This is a genomic window from Scandinavium hiltneri (assembly GCF_024764835.1).
GTDB classification, from domain to species: domain Bacteria; phylum Pseudomonadota; class Gammaproteobacteria; order Enterobacterales; family Enterobacteriaceae; genus Scandinavium; species Scandinavium hiltneri.
Genome location: NZ_JALIGE010000072.1, coordinates 157382 through 180521, shown reverse-complemented (window position 1 = coordinate 180521; position 23140 = coordinate 157382). Strand labels below are relative to the sequence as shown.

At 55.7% G+C, this 23140-nt stretch carries 21 protein-coding genes; 20 read left to right on the top strand and 1 reads right to left on the bottom strand.

Annotated elements, in window-relative coordinates; translation table 11 throughout:
• Positions 1 to 185 precede the first annotated feature (185 nt).
• The 5 genes from MUU47_RS09695 to otsA all read left to right on the top strand — a co-directional run bounded on the left by MUU47_RS09695 (position 186) and on the right by otsA (position 6095).
• A complete protein-coding gene (locus MUU47_RS09695) occupies positions 186 to 1166 on the top strand; it encodes an arabinose ABC transporter substrate-binding protein (RefSeq protein WP_110512325.1) in 981 nt (326 codons plus the stop codon).
• 59 nt (positions 1167 to 1225) lie between these two features.
• Positions 1226 to 2740, top strand: coding sequence for an L-arabinose ABC transporter ATP-binding protein AraG (gene araG, locus MUU47_RS09690; protein ID WP_258988012.1), 1515 nt, complete (start codon positions 1226 to 1228; stop codon positions 2738 to 2740).
• Between the two features lie 22 nt (positions 2741 to 2762).
• Entirely contained in the window at positions 2763 to 3743 is a 981-nt protein-coding gene (araH, locus tag MUU47_RS09685; RefSeq protein WP_258988011.1) for an L-arabinose ABC transporter permease AraH, read from the top strand.
• Between the two features lie 161 nt (positions 3744 to 3904).
• Positions 3905 to 4696 carry a trehalose-phosphatase gene (gene otsB / locus MUU47_RS09680; protein WP_258988010.1) on the top strand — a complete coding sequence of 264 codons (792 nt, stop codon included), beginning with the start codon at positions 3905 to 3907 and terminating at the stop codon, positions 4694 to 4696.
• Complete coding sequence (gene otsA, locus MUU47_RS09675; protein ID WP_258988009.1) at positions 4671 to 6095, top strand: alpha,alpha-trehalose-phosphate synthase; 1425 nt, start codon at positions 4671 to 4673, stop codon at positions 6093 to 6095. Before otsB ends, otsA begins: the two co-directional genes overlap by 26 nt.
• Positions 6096 to 6146: 51 nt before the next feature.
• On the opposite strand, the gene uspC is transcribed toward otsA, so the two are convergent.
• The gene (gene uspC / locus MUU47_RS09670) at positions 6147 to 6575 is read right to left on the bottom strand and encodes a universal stress protein UspC (RefSeq protein WP_258988008.1); all 429 of its coding nucleotides are present in this window, start codon (positions 6573 to 6575) and stop codon (positions 6147 to 6149) included.
• 797 nt (positions 6576 to 7372) lie between these two features.
• Here uspC and flhD point away from each other — a divergent pair.
• From flhD to flhE, 15 genes are all read left to right on the top strand, one after another.
• Positions 7373 to 7723, top strand: coding sequence for a flagellar transcriptional regulator FlhD (gene flhD, locus MUU47_RS09665; protein ID WP_258965914.1), 351 nt, complete (start codon positions 7373 to 7375; stop codon positions 7721 to 7723).
• Between the two features lie 2 nt (positions 7724 to 7725).
• Positions 7726 to 8304 carry a flagellar transcriptional regulator FlhC gene (gene flhC / locus MUU47_RS09660; protein WP_258988007.1) on the top strand — a complete coding sequence of 193 codons (579 nt, stop codon included), beginning with the start codon at positions 7726 to 7728 and terminating at the stop codon, positions 8302 to 8304.
• 125 nt (positions 8305 to 8429) lie between these two features.
• Positions 8430 to 9320, top strand: a complete 891-nt coding sequence (gene motA / locus MUU47_RS09655) for a flagellar motor stator protein MotA (RefSeq protein ID WP_159753432.1) — start codon at positions 8430 to 8432, stop codon at positions 9318 to 9320.
• Positions 9317 to 10246 (top strand): flagellar motor protein MotB, encoded by a 930-nt coding sequence (motB, locus tag MUU47_RS09650; protein WP_258988006.1) that lies wholly within the window; start codon positions 9317 to 9319, stop codon positions 10244 to 10246. The genes motA and motB overlap by 4 nt, the downstream gene beginning before the upstream one ends.
• 10 nt (positions 10247 to 10256) lie before the next feature.
• Positions 10257 to 12278, top strand: a complete 2022-nt coding sequence (gene cheA / locus MUU47_RS09645) for a chemotaxis protein CheA (protein WP_258988180.1) — start codon at positions 10257 to 10259, stop codon at positions 12276 to 12278.
• Between the two features lie 21 nt (positions 12279 to 12299).
• A complete protein-coding gene (gene cheW / locus MUU47_RS09640; protein ID WP_125351895.1) occupies positions 12300 to 12803 on the top strand; it encodes a chemotaxis protein CheW in 504 nt (167 codons plus the stop codon).
• Between the two features lie 163 nt (positions 12804 to 12966).
• Positions 12967 to 14628, top strand: coding sequence for a methyl-accepting chemotaxis protein II (gene tar / locus MUU47_RS09635; protein ID WP_258988004.1), 1662 nt, complete (start codon positions 12967 to 12969; stop codon positions 14626 to 14628).
• Positions 14629 to 14664: 36 nt separating this feature from the next.
• The gene (tap, locus tag MUU47_RS09630; RefSeq protein WP_258988003.1) at positions 14665 to 16269 is read left to right on the top strand and encodes a methyl-accepting chemotaxis protein IV; all 1605 of its coding nucleotides are present in this window, start codon (positions 14665 to 14667) and stop codon (positions 16267 to 16269) included.
• 22 nt (positions 16270 to 16291) lie between these two features.
• Positions 16292 to 17158: a protein-glutamate O-methyltransferase CheR gene (cheR, locus tag MUU47_RS09625; protein WP_258988001.1), complete on the top strand. Its 867-nt coding sequence runs from the start codon at positions 16292 to 16294 to the stop codon at positions 17156 to 17158.
• On the top strand, positions 17155 to 18204 hold the full coding sequence (locus tag MUU47_RS09620; protein WP_159755326.1) for a protein-glutamate methylesterase/protein-glutamine glutaminase: 1050 nt from the start codon (positions 17155 to 17157) through the stop codon (positions 18202 to 18204). The genes cheR and MUU47_RS09620 overlap by 4 nt, the downstream gene beginning before the upstream one ends.
• Positions 18205 to 18219: 15 nt before the next feature.
• On the top strand, positions 18220 to 18609 hold the full coding sequence (gene cheY, locus MUU47_RS09615; RefSeq protein WP_110512346.1) for a chemotaxis response regulator CheY: 390 nt from the start codon (positions 18220 to 18222) through the stop codon (positions 18607 to 18609).
• Between the two features lie 10 nt (positions 18610 to 18619).
• Entirely contained in the window at positions 18620 to 19264 is a 645-nt protein-coding gene (gene cheZ, locus MUU47_RS09610) for a protein phosphatase CheZ (protein WP_258988000.1), read from the top strand.
• Positions 19265 to 19406: 142 nt separating this feature from the next.
• Positions 19407 to 20561: a flagellar biosynthesis protein FlhB gene (gene flhB, locus MUU47_RS09605; protein ID WP_258987999.1), complete on the top strand. Its 1155-nt coding sequence runs from the start codon at positions 19407 to 19409 to the stop codon at positions 20559 to 20561.
• Complete coding sequence (gene flhA, locus MUU47_RS09600; protein ID WP_258987998.1) at positions 20554 to 22632, top strand: flagellar biosynthesis protein FlhA; 2079 nt, start codon at positions 20554 to 20556, stop codon at positions 22630 to 22632. The genes flhB and flhA overlap by 8 nt, the downstream gene beginning before the upstream one ends.
• A complete protein-coding gene (gene flhE, locus MUU47_RS09595) occupies positions 22632 to 23024 on the top strand; it encodes a flagellar protein FlhE (protein ID WP_258987997.1) in 393 nt (130 codons plus the stop codon). Before flhA ends, flhE begins: the two co-directional genes overlap by 1 nt.
• The last annotated feature ends 116 nt before the right edge of the window (positions 23025 to 23140 follow it).

Here is a 23140-nt window from a genome sequence, read left to right as displayed (position 1 = left end):
ATGCACGCAATTACTGTAATTCTGCGGTGTGATGGCGCTCTCTTATGGATAATTATTTTCCCGCTATTAATGGTTTAACGTAATAGCGATTCCGAACGAAGCCGCTAATGCATTGTTTTACTGCTGATAAAAATAAGTTGTTCCGATTTCCCCTACAAAAAAGAACATTAAAGCTGGAGTTAACCATGCACAAATTCACTAAAGCGCTGGCGGTTATTGGCCTGACAGCGGTTATGTCACAATCAGCTATCGCTGAAACCATGAAACTCGGTTTTCTGGTTAAGCAGCCGGAAGAGCCATGGTTCCAGACCGAATGGCGTTTCGCTGATAAGGCCGGGAAAGATTTAGGTTTTGACGTCATCAAAATCGCCGTACCGGACGGTGAGAAAACGCTGAACGCCATTGATAGTCTGGCGGCTAACGGCGCGAAAGGGTTCGTCATCTGTACGCCTGACCCAAAACTGGGGCCTGCGATCATGGCCAAAGCACGCAGCTATGACATGAAGGTCATCACCGTCGACGACCAGTTTGTTAATGCGAAAGGCAAACCGATGGACACCGTGCCACTGGTCATGATGGCGGCCAGCGAAATTGGCGCCCGCCAGGGTGACGAACTGTATAAAGAAATGCAAAAACGCGGCTGGGATGTGAAAGAGACTGGGGTGATGGCCATCACCGCCGATGAACTGGATACCGCTCGTCGCCGCACCACCGGTTCAATGGACGCGCTGAAAAAAGCCGGTTTCCCTGCCGCGCAAATCTATCAGGTACCAACCAAATCTAACGATATTCCAGGCGCATTCGACGCGGGTAACTCCCTGCTGGTTCAGCATCCGGGCGTGAAACACTGGCTGGTGCTGGGCATGAACGACAATACCGTACTGGGTGGCGTGCGTGCGACAGAAGGTCAGGGCTTTAAAGCGCCAGACGTTATCGGTATCGGCATCAACGGCGTGGATGCGGTGAATGAACTCTCTAAAGCGCAGCCGACCGGGTTCTACGGTTCACTGCTGCCAAGCCCGGATGTTCACGGCTATAAAACGAGCCAGATGCTCTACAACTGGGTGACCAAAGATGCAGAGCCACCGAAATTCACCGCGGTTACCGACGTGGTGCTGATCACTCGCGACAACTTTAAAGCAGAGCTGGCGAAGAAAGGGCTGTAAGGCCTGACGCAGTCGCCCCCGGCACTCGCGCCGGGGGCAGAAAAGAATGTGGAGTGTTTATGCAACAGTCACAGCCATACCTCTCATTTCGCGGCATCAGCAAAACCTTCCCCGGCGTGAAAGCCCTCACCGACATTAGCTTCGACTGCTATGCCGGACAGGTGCATGCGCTGATGGGGGAAAACGGTGCCGGAAAATCAACGCTACTGAAAATCCTTAGCGGCAACTACGCCCCAACTGGCGGGACGCTGGCGCTACGCGGTGAGGACGTCAGCTTTGCCGACACCACCGCCGCGCTCAACGCCGGGGTGGCCATCATTTATCAGGAGTTGCATCTGGTGCCTGAAATGACGGTGGCGGAAAACATCTACCTTGGGCAGATGCCGCACAAGGGCGGGATCGTTAACCGCTCGCTACTGAACTACGAGGCGCGTCTCCAACTGGAACACCTCGGGCTGGATATCGACCCGCAGACGCCGCTCAAATACCTCTCCATCGGCCAGTGGCAGATGGTGGAAATTGCCAAAGCGCTGGCGCGTAACGCCAAGGTCATCGCCTTTGATGAGCCGACCAGTTCGCTCTCGGCGCGTGAAATCGACAATCTGTTCCGGGTTATCCGCGAGCTGCGTAACGAAGGCCGGGTCATCATTTATGTCTCGCACCGCATGGAGGAAATTTTTGCCCTCAGCGATGCGATCACCGTGTTCAAAGACGGGCGCTACGTTCGCACCTTTGACGATACCAGACAGGTGAATAACGACCAGCTGGTGCAGGCGATGGTTGGCCGCGAAATCGGCGATATCTATGGCTGGCAGCCGCGCGAATACGGTGCGGAGCGGTTGCGTCTTGAGGACGTCAAAGCGCCGGGCGTGCGTCAGCCGATCAGCCTGTCGGTGAAAAGCGGCGAAATCGTCGGCTTGTTCGGGCTGGTGGGGGCCGGTCGCAGTGAATTAATGAAAGGGTTGTTTGGCGGTACCCGAATTAGCGGCGGTCAGGTGATGATTGACGGTCAGCCGGTGGACATTCGCAAACCGGCCCATGCTATTCGCGCCGGGATGATGCTGTGCCCGGAAGACAGGAAGGCCGATGGGATAATCCCGGTGCACTCGGTACGCGACAACATCAATATCAGCGCCCGTCGCAGGCACATCCGCGCCGGATGTCTGATTAACAATGCCTGGGAAGCCAGCAATGCCGCGCACCATATTCAGTCGCTGAATATCAAAACCCCCGGCGCGGAGCAGCTGATCATGAACCTCTCTGGCGGCAATCAGCAGAAAGCCATTCTGGGGCGCTGGCTGTCCGAAGATATGAAAGTCATTCTGCTTGATGAACCAACGCGCGGCATTGACGTGGGCGCGAAGCACGAAATCTATAACGTCATTTATGCGCTGGCGAGATCGGGTGTGGCGGTACTGTTTGCCTCAAGCGACCTGCCAGAAGTGCTCGGCGTAGCCGACCGCATCGTCGTGATGCGGGAAGGCGAAATTGCAGGCGAGCTGATGCATGAAAGCGCGAATGAACAGCAGGCGTTGAGCCTGGCGATGCCGAAAACCACTCAGGCTGTAGCCTGAAAGCCTGACGAAGGAGTCAATTATGTCCGCTTTGACAACCTCCGGCCCACGCCGGAATACCTTTAGCGTGGGGCGCATCTGGGATCAGTACGGGATGCTGGTGGTATTCGCCGTGCTGTTCCTCGCCTGCGCCATATTTGTGCCGAACTTTGCCAGCTTCGTGAACATGAAAGGGCTGCTGTTGGCGATTTCGATGTCCGGGATGGTGGCCTGCGGGATGCTGTTCTGCCTGGCGTCGGGTGATTTCGACCTCTCGGTCGCCTCGGTGATTGCTTGCGCAGGCGTCACCACTGCGGTGGTTATAAACCTGTCGGAAAGCCTGTGGCTCGGTGTGTTTGCCGGGCTGCTGCTCGGCGCACTGAGCGGGCTGGTGAACGGCTTCGTGATTGCGCGCCTGAAAATCAATGCGCTGATAACGACGCTGGCCACCATGCAAATCGTGCGCGGTCTGGCGTATATCATTTCTGATGGTAAAGCGGTGGGCATTGAAGACGAGCGCTTCTTTACCCTCGGCTACGCCAATTGGCTGGGCCTGCCTGCGCCAATCTGGCTGACGGTGGCGTGTCTGATTGTGTTCGGCTTGCTGCTCAATAAAACCACCTTTGGCCGCAATACGCTGGCGATTGGCGGGAATGAAGAAGCGGCACGGCTGGCGGGTGTGCCGGTGGTACGCACCAAAATCATCATTTTTGTGCTTTCCGGATTAGTCTCAGCGGCGGCGGGCATTATCCTCGCCTCGCGGATGACCAGCGGCCAGCCGATGACGTCGATGGGCTATGAATTGATTGTTATCTCGGCCTGCGTACTCGGTGGCGTGTCGCTGAAAGGGGGGATCGGCAAGATCTCTTACGTAGTGGCGGGGATCCTGATTCTGGGCACCGTCGAGAATGCCATGAACCTGCTGAACATTTCGCCGTTCTCGCAATATGTGGTGCGCGGCCTGATTTTACTGGCGGCGGTTATCTTCGACCGCTACAAGCAAAAAGCGAAACGGACGGTCTGATTTAGCCCTAACTTTTAAGTGTAAGAGCTCAACGCGCCAGGGGGTAATTTCCCTGGCGTTTTCATTTGAAAATGGCGAGCCTGGTCACACTGTCTATACTTACACTGCTAACGTTTACTTAACATTTACAGAAGGACAGAGGATCCGAGGAGGTATTCAGGGTGACAGACCCGTTAACCGCTCCGCCGGTTTTGCGCGGAAACTACGCATTTTTCTTTGATTTGGATGGCACGCTGGCAGACATCAAGCCGCATCCCGATCAGGTCATTATTCCCGGGCCCATCCGCATGACGCTGCAGCAACTGGCTGAACAGCAGGAAGGGGCATTGGCATTGATTTCAGGGCGCTCAATGGCTGAGCTGGATGCGCTCGCGGCTCCTTATCACTTCCCGCTGGCGGGTGTGCACGGAGCTGAACGCCGTGATATCAAGGGTCAAACGCACATTGTGAGATTGCCCGCCACGCTTGCAGAGACGCTTCTGGCGTGGCTGACCGCAGGCATGGCCCCACTGACGGGCTGCGAAGTGGAAAACAAAGGGATGGCCTTTGCGCTGCATTATCGCCAGGCGCCGCAGCACCAGCAGGCGGTTGAACAGCTGGCGGCACAGACCGTATCCCGTTTTGAGGGACTGGCGCTGCAGCCGGGTAAATGTGTGGTGGAAATTAAACCGACAGGAATTAATAAAGGGGCCGCCATTTTGGCCTTCATGCAGGAAGCGCCGTTCCTTGGCCGACAGCCGGTGTTCATCGGCGATGACCTGACCGATGAGGCAGGATTTGACGTGGTCAATCTTGCCGGGGGAGTTTCGGTAAAAGTCGGGCCGGGAGAGACGCACGCGCATTTTCGTTTGGCAAGCGTAGCGGACACCCATCAATGGTTGCTCGAGCTCGCACAACAACACGCGCTAACTGACAGGAGAGAAGGCTATGAGTCGCTTGGTCGTAGTATCTAATCGTATTGCCCCGCCGGATGACAAAAAATCCAGCGCAGGTGGGCTGGCGGTAGGTGTACTGGGGGCGCTTAAGGCCGCAGGTGGTCTGTGGTTTGGCTGGAGTGGGGAAACCGGTGATGAGGACAAGCCGCTAAAGAAAGTGACACGCGGTGACATTACATGGGCGTCTTTCAACCTCAATGAGCAGGATCATGACCTGTATTACAACCAGTTTTCCAATGCCGTACTGTGGCCTGCATTTCACTACCGTCTGGATTTAGTTAACTTTCAGCGTGAAGCCTGGGAAGGATATCTGCGCGTCAACGCGACGCTGGCAGACAAACTGCTGCCGCTGATAAAGGAAGATGACACGCTGTGGGTGCACGATTATCACCTGCTGCCGTTCGCCAGCGAATTGCGTCAACGTGGGGTGAATAATCGGATCGGCTTTTTCCTGCACATACCTTTCCCGACGCCGGAAATTTTCAACGCGCTGCCGACGCACGCGGAGCTGCTCGAGCAAATGTGTGACTACGATTTATTGGGCTTCCAGACCGAGAACGACCGTCTGGCGTTTCTTGACTGTATCTCCAGCAAAACGCGCCTGACCAGCCGCGGCAGTAAAACGCACAGCGCCTGGGGCCACACGTTTCGCACAGAAGTGTATCCGATTGGCATCGATCCGAAAGAAATCGCCAGCCAGGCGCAGGGGCCGCTGCCGCCGAAACTGGCGCAGCTTAAAGCCGAACTGAAAGGCGTGCAGAATATTTTCTCGGTGGAGCGACTTGATTATTCCAAAGGTCTACCGGAGCGTTTCCAGGCCTATGAGGCACTGTTGGAGAAGTATCCGCAGCACCACGGTAAAATCCGTTACACCCAGATTGCGCCGACCTCGCGGGGTGATGTGCAGGCCTATCAGGATATTCGTCATCAGCTGGAAAACGCCGCCGGACGCATCAACGGTAAATATGGGCAACTGGGCTGGACGCCACTTTATTACCTCAATCAACACTTCGACAGAAAGCTATTAATGAAGGTGTTCCGCTATTCGGATGTTGGCCTGGTGACGCCGCTGCGTGACGGGATGAATCTGGTGGCGAAAGAGTATGTCGCAGCACAAGATCCGGCTAACCCAGGCGTGCTGGTGCTGTCACAGTTTGCTGGTGCGGCGAATGAATTAACCTCGGCGCTGATCGTCAATCCCTACGATCGAGATGAAGTGGCTGCGGCGATGAACAGGGCGCTGCTGATGCCGCTCACGGAGAGAGTGTCGCGTCATGCGGAAATGCTGGAGGTGATTAAGAAGAATGATATCTACCACTGGCAGGAGCGTTTCATTAACGATCTAAAGCAGATAACCCCGCGCACAGCGGAAAGCCGGCTACAGAATAAAGTCGCGGCGTTTCCCAAACTGGCGTGATAAATGAACTGGCGTGAAATAGCAAAAAGCCCGGAGTGAAACCGGGTTTTTTTATTCGTCTTGCAGCGACACCAGCAGCACATCGACACCGCTGTTTCCTGCCACACTTTTTGCGCTACAGGTGGCGCGCGCAAAGAAGCTTTTATTGTGATTCCCGCAGATAACCAAATCGACCTGCTGCTTCTGGCAAAAATCTTTAATGTGTTCGCTTAATTCGCCGCAGGCAATGTTGGCGTTGGCTATCGGGTAGCCGGCGCGAGCCGTCAGTTCGTCGAGAAACTGCCTCGTTTCTTCCTGCATCAACTCGCGTAAGTTTTCGAGCATCGGCGCCGCGAATTGGTTATACATTTCCGGATCGGTCGCCGAGGTGATGAGGCTGATGCGCGCATTGACCGGCCGCGCAATAGCGACCGCTTTACTGACCAGCTTATGACTTTCCGGTGTCGGTGCGACAGCAACTAACAAGTGAGTGTAGGTCATTGTGCCTCCTTAAAAAGGGACGGAAAAACGCCCATTCATTCCTATTACTCTGTTTTGTAAGCCTTCGCAAGGGGCCGTAATGGCATGAAATGTGAGAGCCTTCTAATATTCATTAATTATTCTTATATTAAGAATATCGCTTAACAGCAAGTTTGCGTGACTTTTTACGCATTCATCCTAAACATCCAATGTTGATAATATATCTGCAACTCATTTCCAAACTTAATTAACAAAATGCTCATAATTTTCATTTGTAATTATTGTGAATTATCTAAGTGGTAACTCACTGTTTTTCAAGGTCTAGTAGGGTGATGCCGCCGATGGGGTAGAGGGGCTTCATACTTTCATTTGGTGATTATTAGATTTAGTGTAAAAAAAGAGCAACAGAACGTGTTCTCAGGAATTATTCAGTTATATGGAATAGAAAAAAACTCAAATTGGGTGAAATTCATACAAATCACAATTGTAACTGATGGATTTGCTGCTATGATTCACCCAATTTATGTGACATGCATCACATAAATTTCAAATTTCATGTAAGCCCACGTTGTATGTGCCAGAACTGGCGAGTAGAGTTGCGGCGAATTAGGAAAATTCTTAGTTAATTGTAAGATTATTTTAAAATTGTAGGATGGCCTGCCTGAACGCAAAAACGTCCTTACGATCAGAATGGATACAGCGCCTCAATCAACGATGCATTTTTGGCCTTTTCTTTTTTACCGGGTCTTTTACCCGGCGACATCACGGGGTGCGGTTTTGCCGCATAAAATAATGGTTGGTTATTCGGGATGGGAAAAATGCATACATCCGAGTTGCTAAAGCATATTTACGACATTAATTTGTCTTATTTATTACTTGCACAGCGTTTGATAAGTCAGGATAAAGCCTCTGCCATGTTCCGTCTCGGAATCAACGAAGAGATGGCGACAACGTTAGGCTCTCTGACGCTTCCACAGATGGTGAAAATAGCGGAAACAAACCAGTTGGTTTGTCAGTTCCGCTTTGACAGCCATCAGACCATCACCCGGCTCACGCAAGAGTCGCGGGTTGATGACCTGCAACAAATTCACACCGGAATTCTGCTCTCTACTCGCTTACTGAAGGAAGCTAGCCTCGCAGATGGCTCTGCACGGAAAAAAAGGGCCTGACCATGAGCGAAAAAAGCATTGTTCAGGAAGCCCGCGACATACAACTGGCAATGGAACTGATTACGCTGGGAGCACGTTTGCAGATGCTCGAAAGCGAAACACAGCTGAGTCGCGGTCGCCTCATTAAGTTGTACAAAGAGCTGCGCGGTAGCCCGCCGCCGAAAGGCATGCTGCCGTTCTCTACCGATTGGTTTATGACCTGGGAACAGAACATCCATTCATCGATGTTCTGTAATGCCTGGCAATATTTGCTTAAAACCGGTCTGTGCAACGGCGTTGATGCGGTCATCAGGGCTTACCGTCTGTATCTCGAACAGTGTCCGCAGCAGGAAAATGGGCCAATTTTGGCGCTGACCCGTGCGTGGACCCTGGTCCGTTTTGTTGAGAGCGGTATGCTTGAGCTCAGCGGCTGCAACAGCTGCGGCGGCAATTTTATCACCCACGCTCACCAACCCGTGGGGAGCTTTGTGTGCAGTCTCTGCCAGCCGCCGTCACGTGCAGTAAAAAGACGTAAACTTTCCGGCATACCTGCCGATATAACACCACAACTGCTGGATGAACAGATAGAGCAAGCTGTTTAACCGACGATCAGGTGTGGCAAAACACTCCAGCAGCGGACGCAGGTCCGCTGCTTTTTTTTTGCCGCCGTTTCGGTGAAATGCTCATCCGTTCATCCCGGGCTTATCAATAGCGGAAGGATGATGTCGTGCTTATCTTATTAGGTTACCTGGTTGTTCTTGGTACAGTTTTCGGCGGGTATGCGTTCACCGGCGGACACCTTGGGGCACTCTATCAGCCTGCTGAACTGATTATTATTGGCGGCGCGGGCATAGGGGCATTTATCGTTGGCAACAACGGTAAGGCCATCAAGGGAACGTTGAAGGCGCTACCGTTACTGTTTCGTCGTTCGAAGTACACCAAAAGTATGTACATGGATCTGCTGGCGTTGCTGTACCGGCTGATGGCCAAGTCACGCCAGCAGGGAATGTTCTCGCTCGAACGCGATATCGAAAACCCGACCGAAAGCGAAATCTTCGCCAGCTATCCGCGCATTCTGGCGGACAAAATCATGCTGGAATTCATCGTCGATTATCTGCGTCTCATCATCAGCGGCAACATGAACACCTTTGAAATTGAAGCGCTGATGGACGAAGAAATTGAAACCCACGAAAGCGAAGCCGAAGTGCCGGCCAATAGCCTTGCGCTAGTTGGCGATTCACTGCCTGCGTTCGGGATCGTAGCGGCGGTAATGGGCGTGGTTCACGCGCTCGGCTCGGCGGACCGTCCGGCGGCTGAGCTGGGGGCGATGATTGCCCACGCGATGGTCGGTACCTTCCTCGGTATTTTGCTGGCTTACGGATTCATTTCCCCGCTGGCCACGGTGCTGCGTCAGAAAAGTGCTGAAACCACCAAGATGATGCAGTGCGTAAAAATTACGCTGTTGTCGAATCTCAACGGCTATGCGCCGCCAATCGCGGTGGAGTTTGGTCGTAAGACGCTGTACTCCAGCGAGCGTCCATCGTTCATTGAGCTGGAAGAGCACGTTCGTGCGGTGCGCAATCCAACGGCACAACAGACGACCACCGAGGACGCATGAAAAATCAGGCCCACCCAATCGTCATCGTTAAGCGACGTAAGCATAAAAGCCACAGCAGCGCCGGACACGGCTCGTGGAAAATTGCTTATGCCGACTTTATGACCGCGATGATGGCCTTCTTTCTGGTGATGTGGCTCATCTCTATTTCCAGCCCGAAAGAGCTGATTCAGATTGCCGAATATTTCCGCACGCCACTGGCCACTGCGGTTACTGGCGGGGCGCGTATCTCTAACAGCGACAGCCCCATTCCCGGCGGTGGAGACGATTACACCCAGCAGCAGGGCGAAGTGAAAAAAGAGCCGAATATCGATGAGCTGAAAAAGCGCATGGAGCAGAACCGGCTGAAGAAAGTTCGTGGCGAACTTGATCAGCTGATCGAGTCCGATCCGAAACTGCGCGCGCTGCGCCAGTATCTGAAAATCGATTTGGTGCAGGAAGGGCTGCGTATTCAGATTATCGACAGTCAGAACCGCCCGATGTTTAAAACCGGCAGCGCCGAAGTGGAATCGTACATGCGTGATATTTTGCGTGCGATAGCCCCGGTGCTGAATGAAGTGCCGAACAAAATCAGTCTTTCAGGCCACACCGACGATTACCCGTACGCCAACGGCGACCGCGGTTACAGCAACTGGGAACTCTCAGCCGATCGCGCAAACGCATCACGCCGGGAGCTGGTTGCCGGTGGTCTGGACGACGGCAAAGTGCTGCGCGTTATCGGCATGGCCAACACCATGAAGTTAAAGCCGCACGGCGGTGATGACGCTATCAACCGCCGCATCAGTTTACTGGTGCTGAACACTCAGACTGAGCAGGCCATTCTTCATGAAAACGCCGCCAGCCAGAACGAACCGTTAAGCGTATTACAGCAACCGGCGGCACTGCCTCCGGCGGCCAGTCCCACAGCGCCACAATCCTTCCAGAGGTGATAGCGTGAGCATGGATATCAGCGATTTTTATCAGACATTTTTTGATGAAGCCGACGAATTGTTGGCGGATATGGAGCAGCACCTGCTGGATCTCGTTCCAGAAGCCCCTGACTCAGAGCAACTGAACGCTATTTTTCGTGCCGCGCACTCGATAAAAGGCGGCGCAGGCACCTTCGGTTTTAGCGTTTTGCAGGAAACCACGCACCTGATGGAAAACCTGCTGGACGACGCACGGCGCGGTGAGATGCAGCTCAATACCGACATTATCAACCTGTTTTTGGAAACGAAAGACATTATGCAGGAACAGCTCGATGCCTATAAAAGCTCGCAGGAACCGGACGCCGCCAGCTTTGAATACATCTGTCACGCTCTGCGCCAGCTGGCCTTAGACGCAAAAGGTGAGGCGGTGCCTCCGGCGGCGGGTGCAAAACTGACCGTGGTCGACAGCGAAGAAGCTGAAAGCGACGTGGCGATTGCTGCGGAACACAGCGCGGGTCAAACCCGTATTGTGCTTTCGCGTCTGAAAGCCGGTGAGCCGGAGATGTTGCAGGAAGAACTCAGCAATCTCGCGCAGATAAGCCATGTGGTGAAAACGGCCGATTCTCTCAGCGCTAACCTCGATGGCGCAGTCTCGCAGGACGATATCGTGGCGGTACTGTGTTTTGTGATTGAAGCCGATCAGATTGCCTTCGAAACCGCAGCGACAACCGCTGTTGCCGAAACGGCTTTGAAAGTGGAAGCCCCCGCAGTGCCTGCGACAGTCAACGCCCCGGTACTCAAAGCCGTGCCGAAAGAGACCTCGCCAGCCCCGCGCGTCGAGCGTGAAAAACCGGCGAAGGCCAGTGAATCGACCAGTATTCGCGTGGCGGTTGAAAAGGTCGACCAGCTGATTAACCTGGTAGGCGAACTGGTTATCACCCAGTCGATGCTGGCCCAGCGTTCCAACGAGCTGGATCCGGTTGAGCACGGTGATTTGATAACCAGCATGGGTCAGCTGGAGCGTAACGCTCGCGACCTGCAGGAATCGGTAATGTCGATTCGTATGATGCCGATGGAATATGTCTTCAGCCGCTTCCCGCGTCTGGTGCGCGACCTGGCAGGCAAACTGAATAAGCAAGTGGAACTGACCCTGATGGGCAGCTCCACTGAACTGGATAAAAGTCTGATCGAACGCATTATCGACCCGTTGACACACCTGGTGCGTAACAGTCTCGATCATGGCATCGAATCGCCAGACAATCGCATGGTGGCGGGTAAATCTGCGGTCGGCAACCTGATTCTCTCGGCGGAACACCAAGGCGGAAACATCTGCATCGAAGTTACCGACGACGGCGCAGGCCTGAACCGCGAACGTATTCTGGCGAAGGCGATGTCACAGGGCATGGCGGTCAGCGAAAACATGACTGATGAAGATGTCGGGATGCTGATTTTCGCGCCGGGCTTCTCTACCGCCGAGCAGGTGACCGACGTCTCCGGGCGCGGCGTCGGCATGGACGTGGTGAAACGGAACATCCAGGAGATGGGCGGCCACGTTGAGATTAAATCGAAGCAGGGCGCGGGCACTACTATTCGCATTCTGCTGCCGCTGACCCTGGCGATTCTCGACGGCATGTCGGTGAAAGTGAGCGGTGAAGTCTTCATTCTGCCGCTGAATGCGGTGATGGAATCCTTGCAACCGCGTGATGAAGATTTGCATCCGTTGGCGGGCGGCGAGCGCGTGCTGGAAGTGCGCGGCGAATACCTGCCGCTGGTGGAATTGTGGAAAGTTTTCGATGTTCAGGGGGCCAAAACCGAAGCCACTCAGGGCATCGTGGTTATCCTGCAAAGCGCAGGCCGCCGCTACGCGCTGCTGGTGGATCAGCTGATCGGCCAGCATCAGGTGGTGGTAAAAAATCTGGAAAGCAACTACCGCAAAGTGCCGGGCATTTCAGCCGCCACCATCCTCGGGGATGGCAGCGTGGCGCTGATTGTCGATGTTCAGGCCTTGCAGGGTTTGAATCGTGAGCAACGTGTGGCGAACACCGCCGCCTGATGGCAAGAAGAAGGGAAAAAAATGACCGGTATGACGAATGTAGCAAAACTGGCGGGCGAACCCTCGGGCCAGGAGTTCCTGGTCTTCACGTTGGGGAATGAAGAGTACGGGATTGATATCCTGAAGGTGCAGGAAATTCGTGGCTACGATCAGGTAACACGCATTGCCAACACCCCGTCGTTCATTAAAGGTGTGACCAACCTGCGCGGTGTGATTGTGCCGATAGTCGACCTGCGCGTGAAGTTCAGCCAGGAAGATGTGGAATACAACGACAACACGGTGGTGATTGTCCTGAATCTCAGCCAGCGCGTGGTGGGGATTGTCGTAGACGGCGTGTCTGACGTGCTGTCGCTGGCGTCGGATCAGATTCGCCCGGCGCCGGAATTCGCCGTCACGCTGTCGACCGAATATCTCACCGGTCTCGGTGCGCTCGATGAACGTATGCTCATTCTGGTGAACATCGAAAAGCTGCTCAACAGCGAAGAAATGTCTCTGCTCGACAGCGCCGCCATCAGCGCCGCGTAATGATATCCCCCCGTAATTGCGGGGGAATACCACGCCGCCCGCCGGGAGTTACACCGACACGCTGGTGGTGGACGTCACCTTCTGATCACCTCGCGTGACTTAACGTAAAGTTCTGTGGATACGTGCCGATAACACCGCTATCACGTTATTGAAAAGGTGTTGTATGTTGAACCGTATCCGCGTTGTCACCCTGTTGATGTTGGTGCTGGTCGTCTTCGCACTACTTCAGCTGCTGTCCGGTGGCTTTCTGTTCTCGTCTCTGCAGCAAAATCAGCACAGCTTTTCCCTCTCGAATGAGCTGCGTACCCGTCAGACCGAACTGAGCAAAACCTGGGAACTGATGCTGCAAACGCGCATCAACCTGAGCCGCTCATCGGCGCGTATGATGATGGATACCGCCAATCAGCAAAGCAGCGCCAAAACGGACCTGCTGAACAACGCCAAAACCTCACTGGCAGAGGCGGCAAAACACTACGCGGCTTTCACGGAGCTGACCGCGCAACCCGAGCTGGCGGATGCCAGCGCCACGGTAGATGCGAGTTACCAGAAATATTTCGCCGGGCTGACCGAACTGGTGGGCTTCCTGCAAAACGGCAACATGGATGCCTATTTCGCCCAGCCTACGCAGGGTATGCAAAACGGCCTGAGCGACGCGATGACCCAGTATGCGACCCAGAGCGAAACCCTTTATCAGCACGCCTTTAGCACCAGCAAACGTGATTACAAATTTGCCCAGTGGCAGCTGGCGGCAATCGCCATTGTGCTGGTCATTATCCTCGCCGCGGCGTGGTACGGCATACGCCACATTCTGCTTAATCCGCTGGCGGGCGTGATGGGCCATTTGCGCCGAATTGCGCAGGGTGATTTGACGCAGCCGGTAAACGTGCGCGGACGTAACGAAATTGCCGCGCTGGCCGAAACCGTTAACCAGATGCAGACGTCGCTGATCAACACCGTCACCCGCGTGCGCCAGGGTTCCGACGCCATTTATACCGGCACCAGCGAAATTGCGGTCGGCAATAACGATCTCTCCTCCCGCACCGAAGAACAGGCGTCTGCCCTCGAGCAAACTGCCGCCAGCATGGAAGAGCTGACCGCCACCGTGAAGCAGAACGCCGAGAACGCCCGTCAGGCGTCTCAGCTGGCGCTCAGCGCCTCCGAAACTGCACAGCGTGGCGGCAAAGTGGTGGATGGTGTGGTGAAAACCATGCACGACATCGCCGCCAGTTCGCAGAAAATTTCTGATATTACCGGCGTTATCGACGGCATTGCCTTCCAGACCAACATTCTGGCACTCAACGCCGCGGTCGAAGCCGCGCGTGCCGGGGAGCAGGGCCGCGGTTTTGCGGTCGTAGCCGGGGAAGTGCGTAACCTCGCCAGCCGCAGCGCCCAGGCGGCAAAAGAGATCAAAGGTCTGATTGAAGACTCTGTGTCGAAAGTGGACACCGGTTCCGTGCTGGTGGAAAGCGCGGGCGAAACCATGAGCGATATCGTCAACGCCGTCACCCGCGTTACCGACATCATGGGTGAGATTGCCTCGGCCTCTGATGAGCAGAGCCGCGGTATCGATCAGGTCGCTCTCGCCGTCTCCGAAATGGATCGCGTCACCCAACAAAACGCCGCGCTGGTGCAGCAGTCCGCTGCCGCCGCTGCGGCGCTTGAAGAGCAGTCAGGCAGTCTGGCCCGCGCCGTTTCCGCGTTTCAGATTGCGACCGTCAGCAACCGTGCAGTGAGTAAAACGACAAGCGTTCCACTGGCCAGCCGCGAGCCACTGCGCCCGCGCGTTGCCGCCGCCGGAACCGATGATAACTGGGAAACTTTTTAACTTTACGCGGCCTGTTGCCGTATATCGGGAGTGGTGATGTTCAATCGAATTCGTATCTCGACCACCTTGTTTCTGATTCTGGTGGTGTGTGGCCTGTTACAGGTGGGCAGTAACGGGCTGTCGTTTTGGGCGTTTCGTGACGGACAGCAAAACCTCAGTCAGGTTGAGCAAGGGAATGTGCAGTTAAGCAGCCTGATGGATGCCCGCGTGGTGTTGCTTCAGGCCAGCACCGCGCTGAATAAAGCCGGAACGCTGACCGCGTTGAGCTACCCGCCGGAAGACATCAAAAAGCTGATGACCAGCGCGCGCCAGGAACTGAAACAGGCGGACAAAGAGTTTGCTGAGTTTATGGCGATCCCGCCGGTGAATGACGAAGCCACCGCGTTGCAGGCGCAAAGCAAGCAAACCTATGCCGACCTGCACGCCGCGCTCGATCACCAGGCGACCTGGCTTGAAAGCAACCAGCTCTCAGACTTTATGACCGCGCCGGTGCAAACGGCACAGGACGCGTTCGATGCCAATTACCACACTTGGCAGAAGAATATCGGGGCGTATGTACAAAATGCGCGTCACGCCAGTGAGGCGAATTATCACCGTTCGGCAGCAATTTTCATCGCCATGGTGGTACTCGCTGCGCTGATCACCAGCGGCGCACTGCTGTGGACGCGCCGGATGATTGTTCAGCCGCTCAACATTATCAGCAGTCACTTCAACAGTATTGCTCAGGGCAATCTGGCTCGGCCAGTGTCGGTGTTTGGCAAGAACGAAATATCGGCCATTTTTGCCGGACTGAAAGCGATGCAAACCGCGCTGCGCGACACAGTAAGTCAGGTGCGGCAGGGCAGTCATGCGATGCACACCGGGATTTCGGAGATTGCCGCAGGCAACAACGATCTCTCGTCGCGCACCGAGCAGCAAGCGGCGTCGTTGGCAGAAACCGCGGCGAGCATGGAGCAATTGGCCGCCACTGTCGGGCAGAACGCCGACAATGCCCGACAGGCATCAGGCCTGGCGAGCACCGCGGCATCGACGGCCAAACGCGGCGGCGAACAGGCGTCACACGTGGCGGAGACCATGCATGGCATCGCCACCAGTTCGCGGAAAATTGGCGACATTATCAGCGTTATCGACGGAATTGCCTTCCAGACTAACATTCTGGCTCTCAATGCGGCGGTCGAAGCGGCACGCGCGGGGGAACAGGGCCGTGGGTTTGCGGTGGTGGCCGGGGAAGTGCGTAACCTCGCCAGCCGCAGCGCCCAGGCGGCAAAAGAAATTAAAGGCCTGATTGAAGAGTCGGTCGCCCGGGTGCAGGACGGATCTGCGCTGGTGGACACCGCCGCCAACACCATGAACGAGATCGTCCGTTCCGTCACCCAGGTTAACGACATCATGGGTGAGATTGCGTCGGCGTCTGACGAACAGCGTCGTGGTATCGAACAGGTGGCGCTGGCAGTGAGCCAGATGGATCAGGTGACGCAGCAAAACGCCTCGCTGGTGGAAGAAGCGGCGGCGGCGACTGAACAGCTGGCAGGGCAGGCAGACAGCCTGACTGCGCTGGTATCGTTGTTTGAACTTGAAGAAAAAAGAGTACCGCATCATCAAGAAGGGGCACCGCCAGTTGCGGTGCCTGTGGTTTCCTGAAAGGACGTAAGAAGAAGGCGCTATGACTGCAACTCTGCCCAACGGGCAATCGTCATTACTCATGCAGATGACACAGCGCCTGGCGCTGTCCGACGCGCAGTTTCGTCGGATATGCCAACTGATCTACCAGCGCGCAGGTATTGTGCTGGCCGATCACAAGCGCGACATGGTGTACAACCGGCTGGTGCGACGTTTGCGCCAGCTCGGGCTCGATGATTTTGGCCGCTATCTGGCAATGCTGGAGGCCAATCAGGATAACGCTGAGTGGCAGGCATTTATTAACTCGCTGACCACTAACCTCACGGCGTTTTTCCGCGAGGCACACCATTTCCCGACGCTGGCTGAGCACGCGAAGCGGCGTCAGGGTGAGTATCGCGTCTGGAGCGCGGCGGCATCGACCGGCGAAGAGCCGTACTCGATTGCCATCACGCTCGCCGACACGCTGGGCACTGCGCCGGGGCGCTGGAAGGTTTTTGCCAGCGACATCGACACGGAAGTCCTGAATAAAGCGCAGAACGGCGTTTATCGCCAGGATGAGCTGAAAACCCTGTCGCAGCAGCAGCTACAACACTATTTCATGCGTGGCACCGGGCCACACAGCGGGCTGGTGCGCGTGCGCCAGGAGCTGGCGAACTATGTTGATTTCGCGCCGGTGAATTTACTGGATAAAAACTACAACGTGCCAGGACCATTCGATGCGATTTTTTGTCGCAACGTGATGATTTACTTCGACAAGACGACGCAGCAGGAGATCCTGCGCCGCTTCGTTCCCCTGCTTAAGCCTGACGGATTACTGTTTGCCGGGCACTCAGAGAACTTCAGCAACCTCGTGCGCGAGTTCAGTCTGCGGGGGCAGACGGTGTACGCGCTGAGTAAGGATAAAGCATGAGTAAAATCAGGGTGTTGTCTGTAGATGATTCTGCTCTGATGCGTCAGATAATGACGGAAATTATCAATAGCCACAGCGATATGGAAATGGTGGCAACCGCGCCAGATCCGCTGGTCGCCCGGGATTTGATCAAAAAATACAACCCGGACGTGCTGACGCTGGATGTCGAAATGCCGCGCATGGACGGCCTCGATTTTCTGGAAAAACTGATGCGTCTGCGACCGATGCCGGTGGTGATGGTTTCCTCGCTGACCGGCAAAGGGTCGGAAGTGACGCTACGCGCGCTGGAGCTGGGGGCGGTGGACTTCGTCACCAAGCCGCAGATTGGCATTCGCGAAGGGATGCTGGCCTACAGCGAAATGATTGCCGACAAAGTGCGGGCCGCCTCCCGGGCGCAGATTAGCGCGCATAAAACGCTGGCGGCACCGGTGGCGCTCAAGGCCGGGCCGATGCTCAGTTCTGAAAAGCTGCTGGTGATTGGCGCCTCAACGGGCGGCACCGAAGCGATTCGTCACGTGCTGCAACCGCTGCCGCTGACCAGTCCGGCAATTTTAATTACCCAGCATATGCCGCCGGGGTTCACCCGTTCATTCGCGGAACGGCTGAACAAGCTGTGCCAGATTGCGGTGAAAGAGGCTGAAGACGGCGAGCGCGTTTTACCGGGTCACGCGTATATCGCGCCGGGTGACAAACATATGGAGCTGGCGCGTAGCGGGGCCAACTATCAAATCAAAATTCATGACGGGCCGCCGGTTAACCGGCACCGTCCGTCGGTGGATGTGCTGTTTCATTCGGTGGCGAAGAACGCCGGGCGCAATGCGGTGGGGGTTATCCTCACCGGCATGGGCAACGACGGCGCCGCCGGAATGTTAGCGATGCACCAGGCTGGCGCCTGGACCATCGCGCAGAACGAAGCAAGTTGTGTGGTGTTCGGCATGCCGCGTGAGGCCATCAATATGGGTGGCGTCAGCGAAGTGGTCGATCTAAGCCAGGTAAGCCAGCAGATGCTGGCGAAAATCAGTGCCGGACAGGCAATACGTATTTAAGAGGAGTGAAGTTGAATGGCGGATAAAGAGCTTAAGTTTCTGGTTGTGGATGACTTTTCCACCATGCGTCGCATTGTGCGTAACCTGCTGAAAGAGCTGGGTTTCAACAATGTTGAAGAAGCAGAAGATGGCGTGGATGCGCTGAATAAACTTCAGACGGGTGGATATGGTTTCGTGATTTCAGACTGGAATATGCCGAACATGGACGGGCTGGATCTGCTGAAAACCATTCGCGGCGATGGCGCGATGTCTGCATTACCGGTGTTGATGGTCACGGCGGAAGCGAAGAAAGAGAACATTATCGCTGCCGCTCAGGCCGGGGCCAGCGGGTATGTCGTGAAACCGTTTACGGCAGCTATCCTCGAGGAGAAGCTGAACAAAATCTTCGAAAAGCTCGGTATGTGAGGCGATGACGATGACCCAACACCCCGTGAAACCGACTGACGAGCATTCAGCGGGCGATATTATCGCCCGGATCGGCAGTCTGACCCGTATGCTGCGCGACAGCCTGCGTGAACTCGGTCTGGATCAGGCGATTGCCGAAGCGGCAGAAGCCATTCCGGATGCCCGTGACCGCCTGGATTACGTAGTGCAGATGACGGCTCAGGCGGCAGAGCGCGCGCTGAACTGCGTCGAGCTGTCGCAGCCGCACCAGAACCAGATGGAAAAAGAAGCCAAAGCGTTGTCAGGCCGCTGGGATCAGTGGTTTGAAAATCCTATCGAACTGAGCGATGCGCGCGAGCTGGTGACCGACACCCGCAGCTATTTATCAGACGTGCCGAAACACACCAGCTTTACCAATGCCCAACTGTTGGAAATCATGATGGCGCAGGATTTCCAGGATCTGACCGGGCAGGTTATCAAGCGGATGATGGATGTTATCCAGGAGATAGAGCGTCAGCTGCTGATGGTGCTGCTGGAAAATATGCCGGATGTATCAACCCGACAGAAACGCGAAAGCGACAGTCTGCTTAATGGTCCGCAGGTGGATACCAGCAAGGCTGGCGTGGTTGCCAGTCAGGATCAGGTCGATGACTTGTTGGACAGTTTAGGCTTTTGATCTGCTTCACAGGCCATCCCATACGGGATGGTCAGCCTTTCTGATGGGCTAAATTAGCCTACAAAAACGCATCTTCTCTGCGCATCATGCGCAACCTGCACTGGCATTATATCCTCAGAATTGTATCGGCAGGATGTGGCTTGTGGCAGACGAAAGCGACAACGAAGACAAAACAGAAGCCCCCACACCCCAACGGCTGGAAAAGGCGCGTGAGGACGGGCAGATCCCGCGTTCGCGTGAGCTAACGTCATTTTTGATTTTGCTGGTTGGCGTCTGTGTCCTGTGGTTCGGCGGGGAATCGCTGGCGCGCAGGCTGGCGGGTTTGTTGTCGTCCGGGCTGCATTTTGACCACAGCATCGTTAACGATCCCAATCTTATCCTTGGCCAAATCATTTTGCTGCTCAAGCAGGCGATGCTGGCGCTGATGCCGCTGATTGTGGGCGTAGTGGTGGTGGCGATCCTCGGCCCGGTGATGCTGGGCGGCCTGGTGTTTAGCCCGAAATCGCTGGCCTTCAAATTCGATAAGCTGAATCCGTTTCCGGGCATTGCAAAGATGTTTTCTGCGCAGTCGGCCGCAGAATTGCTGAAGGCCATTCTTAAATCGGTGCTGGTGGGCTGCGTCGCCGGAATATTTGTCTGGGTGCACTGGCCGGACATGATGCGCCTTATCAGTGAATCGCCGATGACGGCGATGGGCAACGCCCTGAATCTGGTGGGGCTTTGCGCCTTACTGGTGGCGCTGGGTGTGATCCCGATGGTCGGGTTCGACGTCTTTTTCCAGATTTTCAGCCATATCAAAAAATTGCGCATGTCCCGTCAGGATATTCGTGACGAATTTAAACAGAGCGAAGGCGACCCGCACGTTAAAGGGCGTATTCGTCAGATGCAACGCGCGGCGGCGCGGCGTCGCATGATGGCGGATGTACCGAAAGCTGACGTGATTGTGACGAACCCAACGCATTATGCGGTGGCGTTAAAGTATGAAGAAAACAAGATGAGCGCCCCGAAAGTGGTGGCGAAGGGCGCGGGGCTGGTGGCGCTGCGCATTCGAGAGCTTGGCGAAGAAAACCGTATCCCGGTTTTACAGGCTCCGCCGCTGGCCCGAGCGCTCTACCGCCATGCTGACATTGGACAACAGATCCCCGGCACGCTGTACGCCGCGGTGGCAGAAGTTCTGGCCTGGGTCTGGCAACTCAAACGCTGGCGTCTGGCGGGCGGTTCGCCGCCGAAGAAACCTGATAATTTGCCGGTGCCTGAAGCACTGGATTTTTTGAACGAGAATGACACTGATGGCTAATTTAGTCGCAATGCTGCGTCTGCCCGCAAGCTTCAAATCGACCCAATGGCAAGTGCTTGCCGGGCCGATCCTCATCCTGCTGATCCTGTCGATGATGGTTCTGCCACTCCCGGCGTTCATCCTCGACCTGCTGTTTACCTTTAATATTGCGTTGTCGATCATGGTGCTGCTGGTGGCAATGTTTACCCAGCGCACCCTTGAATTCGCCGCGTTCCCGACGATTTTGCTGTTCACCACGCTGTTACGCCTGGCGCTGAACGTCGCGTCGACCCGTATCATTTTGATGGACGGACATACCGGGGCCGCTGCGGCGGGAAAAGTGGTGGAGGCCTTCGGCCACTTCCTGGTCGGCGGTAACTTTGCCATCGGTATCGTGGTGTTCGTTATTCTGGTCATCATCAACTTTATGGTTATCACCAAAGGTGCGGGGCGTATCGCCGAAGTGGGTGCGCGTTTTGTGCTGGACGGGATGCCGGGCAAACAGATGGCGATCGACGCTGATCTCAACGCCGGGCTGATTGGCGAAGAAGATGCCAAACGTCGTCGTTCGGAAGTGACCCAGGAAGCGGACTTCTACGGCTCGATGGACGGTGCGAGTAAGTTTGTTCGCGGTGACGCCGTCGCCGGTATTTTAATCATGGTGATTAACGTTATTGGCGGTCTTTTAGTTGGCGTGTTGCAGCACGGTTTATCGCTGGATAAAGCCGCTGAATCCTACACGCTGCTGACCATTGGTGATGGCCTTGTGGCGCAGATCCCGGCGCTGGTGATTTCCACCGCAGCGGGCGTGATCGTCACCCGCGTGGCCACCGATCAGGACGTCGGCGAGCAGATGGTGGGCCAGCTGTTCAGCAACCCGCGCGTCATGATGCTGAGCGCCGCGGTACTGGGCCTGCTCGGGCTGGTACCGGGAATGCCAAACTTTGTGTTCCTGTTGTTTACCGCCGCACTGTTGGGCCTGGCCTGGTGGTTACGCGGTCGTGAACAGCAGGCGCCAGCGGAAGCGGCTCCGGTGCGCACGCAGGAAAATCCGCAGGCCATCGAAGCGACGTGGAACGACGTGCAGCTGGAAGATACCCTGGGAATGGAGGTGGGTTATCGCCTGATCCCGATGGTGGATTCTCAGCAGGACGGTGAGCTGCTGGGCCGCATCCGTTCTATTCGCAAAAAATTCGCTCAGGAGATGGGCTTCCTGCCGCCAGTGGTTCACATCCGCGACAATATGGATTTGCCGCCCGCGCGCTACCGTATTCTGCTAAAAGGTGTGGATATCGGCAGCGGCGATGCCTATCCGGGACGCTGGCTGGCGATAAACCCTGGCACCGCGGCGGGCACGCTTCCCGGTGAGCCGACGGTCGATCCGGCGTTTGGTCTGGCCGCTATCTGGATTGAGAGCGCGCTGAAAGAGCAGGCGCAAATCCAGGGCTTTACGGTGGTCGAAGCCAGCACCGTGGTCGCCACGCATCTGAACCATCTGATAAGCCTGCACTCGGCTGAGCTCTTTGGTCGTCAGGAAGCGCAGCAGCTGCTCGACAGAGTCACGCAAGAAATGCCGAAGCTGACCGAAGATCTGGTGCCGGGCGTGGTGAATCTGACCACGCTGCACAAAGTGCTGCAAAATCTGCTTGATGAGAAAGTGCCGATTCGCGATATGCGCACCATTCTTGAGACACTGGCGGAACATGCACCGGTGCAGACCGATCCGCATGAGCTGACCAACGTGGTACGTGTGGCGCTCGGCCGGGCGATTACGCAGCAGTGGTTCCCGGGTAACGGTGAAGTGCAGGTGATTGGGCTGGATACGCCGCTGGAACGCTTGCTGTTGCAGGCATTACAAAACGGTGGCGGGCTGGAGCCGGGTCTGGCTGACAGACTGTTAGCGCAAACTCAGGAAGCGCTGTCCCGTCAGGAAATGCTCGGTGCGCCACCTGTGCTGCTGGTGAATCATGCCCTGCGTCCGCTGTTGTCGCGCTTCCTGCGTCGTAATCTGCCGCAGCTGGTGGTGTTGTCGAATCTGGAGCTGTCGGACAACCGTCAGATCCGCATGACCGCGACCATCGGAGGCAAATAATGCGTTATTTATTATGGTTTCTGGCGCTGCCGTTGATGGCACAGGCTGCGGGTGAGGGCGCCTGGCAGGCCAGCAGCAGAGGCGTGATACTCACTCATCGCGGCGAATCCATGTCGTCCTCTCCGCTCGTATCATCGCAACCGGCCAACGGACGGGTGACGATGATTGCGTGGCGTTACACGCTGATTGGCCCAACGCCCGCCGGGCTGCGGGTACGTTTATGTTCGCAAACCCGCTGCGTCGAACTCGACGGACAAAGCGGCAATACCTGGGGATTACAGAATATCCCCGCGTCGGAACCGCTGCGTTTCGTCTGGGAAGTGCCGGGCGGTGGGCGACTGATCCCCGCGCTGAATGTTCAAAGTAACCAGGTTATTGTCAATTACCGCTAACGCAAACTGTATCCGCCTGTACCCTCAGACCTGTCTGCATTCTGCAGGCAGGCTCCCAATTTTGACCTCTGCTTTTGAATCAATCAAAACGTTGTTTTATAAATCAGTGAAGCACG

Bases quoted from the DNA above. Each gene is read 5' to 3' on its own strand.
- MUU47_RS09695 (WP_110512325.1), top strand. From the start codon at position 186: ATGCACAAATTCACTAAAGCGCTGGCGGTTATTGGCCTGACAGCGGTT.
- araG (WP_258988012.1), top strand. From the start codon at position 1,226: ATGCAACAGTCACAGCCATACCTCTCATTTCGCGGCATCAGCAAAACC.
- araH (WP_258988011.1), top strand. From the start codon at position 2,763: ATGTCCGCTTTGACAACCTCCGGCCCACGCCGGAATACCTTTAGCGTG.
- otsA (WP_258988009.1), top strand. From the start codon at position 4,671: ATGAGTCGCTTGGTCGTAGTATCTAATCGTATTGCCCCGCCGGATGAC.
- uspC (WP_258988008.1), bottom strand. From the start codon at position 6,575: ATGACCTACACTCACTTGTTAGTTGCTGTCGCACCGACACCGGAAAGT.
- flhD (WP_258965914.1), top strand. From the start codon at position 7,373: ATGCATACATCCGAGTTGCTAAAGCATATTTACGACATTAATTTGTCT.
- flhC (WP_258988007.1), top strand. From the start codon at position 7,726: ATGAGCGAAAAAAGCATTGTTCAGGAAGCCCGCGACATACAACTGGCA.
- motB (WP_258988006.1), top strand. From the start codon at position 9,317: ATGAAAAATCAGGCCCACCCAATCGTCATCGTTAAGCGACGTAAGCAT.
- cheA (WP_258988180.1), top strand. From the start codon at position 10,257: ATGGATATCAGCGATTTTTATCAGACATTTTTTGATGAAGCCGACGAA.
- cheW (WP_125351895.1), top strand. From the start codon at position 12,300: ATGACCGGTATGACGAATGTAGCAAAACTGGCGGGCGAACCCTCGGGC.
- tar (WP_258988004.1), top strand. From the start codon at position 12,967: ATGTTGAACCGTATCCGCGTTGTCACCCTGTTGATGTTGGTGCTGGTC.
- tap (WP_258988003.1), top strand. From the start codon at position 14,665: ATGTTCAATCGAATTCGTATCTCGACCACCTTGTTTCTGATTCTGGTG.
- cheR (WP_258988001.1), top strand. From the start codon at position 16,292: ATGACTGCAACTCTGCCCAACGGGCAATCGTCATTACTCATGCAGATG.
- MUU47_RS09620 (WP_159755326.1), top strand. From the start codon at position 17,155: ATGAGTAAAATCAGGGTGTTGTCTGTAGATGATTCTGCTCTGATGCGT.
- cheY (WP_110512346.1), top strand. From the start codon at position 18,220: ATGGCGGATAAAGAGCTTAAGTTTCTGGTTGTGGATGACTTTTCCACC.
- cheZ (WP_258988000.1), top strand. From the start codon at position 18,620: ATGACCCAACACCCCGTGAAACCGACTGACGAGCATTCAGCGGGCGAT.
- flhA (WP_258987998.1), top strand. From the start codon at position 20,554: ATGGCTAATTTAGTCGCAATGCTGCGTCTGCCCGCAAGCTTCAAATCG.
- flhE (WP_258987997.1), top strand. From the start codon at position 22,632: ATGCGTTATTTATTATGGTTTCTGGCGCTGCCGTTGATGGCACAGGCT.